This window comes from Motiliproteus sp. MSK22-1 (assembly GCF_001968815.1).
GTDB lineage: Bacteria > Pseudomonadota > Gammaproteobacteria > Pseudomonadales > Balneatricaceae > Motiliproteus.
Genome location: NZ_MIEQ01000082.1, coordinates 1 through 663, shown reverse-complemented (window position 1 = coordinate 663; position 663 = coordinate 1). Strand labels below are relative to the sequence as shown.

Annotated in this window: 2 rRNA genes; both read right to left on the bottom strand. The window is 50.1% G+C overall.

The features are described 5' to 3' along the window. Positions 1 to 335: 335 nt before the first annotated feature. Positions 336 to 451 (bottom strand): 5S ribosomal RNA (gene rrf / locus BGP75_RS22480). 127 nt (positions 452 to 578) lie between these two features. Continuing rightward, positions 579 to 663 (bottom strand): 23S ribosomal RNA (locus BGP75_RS22475); the annotation flags it as partial.

The window sequence follows — 663 nt, the reverse complement described above, 5'->3', positions numbered from 1 at the left end:
TGGGACTGGCCGCTTTGCTTCCACGTATCAAGATGCTGTTTCCAGGTCTCTCGAAGGGCTTTCAGTTCATTGGCAGTCATGATGATCTCCTTAATTCAGAGATCATGACCTTAGCTGGCGAGCAGCCCTGGTAACAGGTGGGGTTTATTTACCGCTTACTTTATTAGATTCTTGGCGATGAACAGCTCACATCTGGGGAGAGCCTACACTCCCCACAGCGCTGATCCGTTTCACTGCTGGTTTTTCGGAGATTGAGCGCGGATGGGTTCAGGGGATGTTAAATCGCAGCCATAAAAAAAGCCCCGTCCGTCAGGACGAGGCTTTCTCTGTTAGGCGCTTGGCGATGACCTACTCTCACATGGGGAAACCCCACACTACCATCGGCGCTGATCCGTTTCACTGCTGAGTTCGGGATGGGTTCAGGTGGTTCCAAATCGCTATGGTCGCCAAGCAAAAAAAGCGTGAATCTGTGATCTATGTTGCTTTAAGTTCGTTCTCTGTCGCTCGATCTATCAATATCCGGTCGTTACAACTTGTGTCTTCGTCTGTGCCGATCATCAACACCGCTTTGGTGTTATATGGTCAAGCCTCACGAGCAATTAGTACTGGTTAGCTCAACGCCTCACAACGCTTACACACCCAGCCTATCAACGTCCTGGTCTT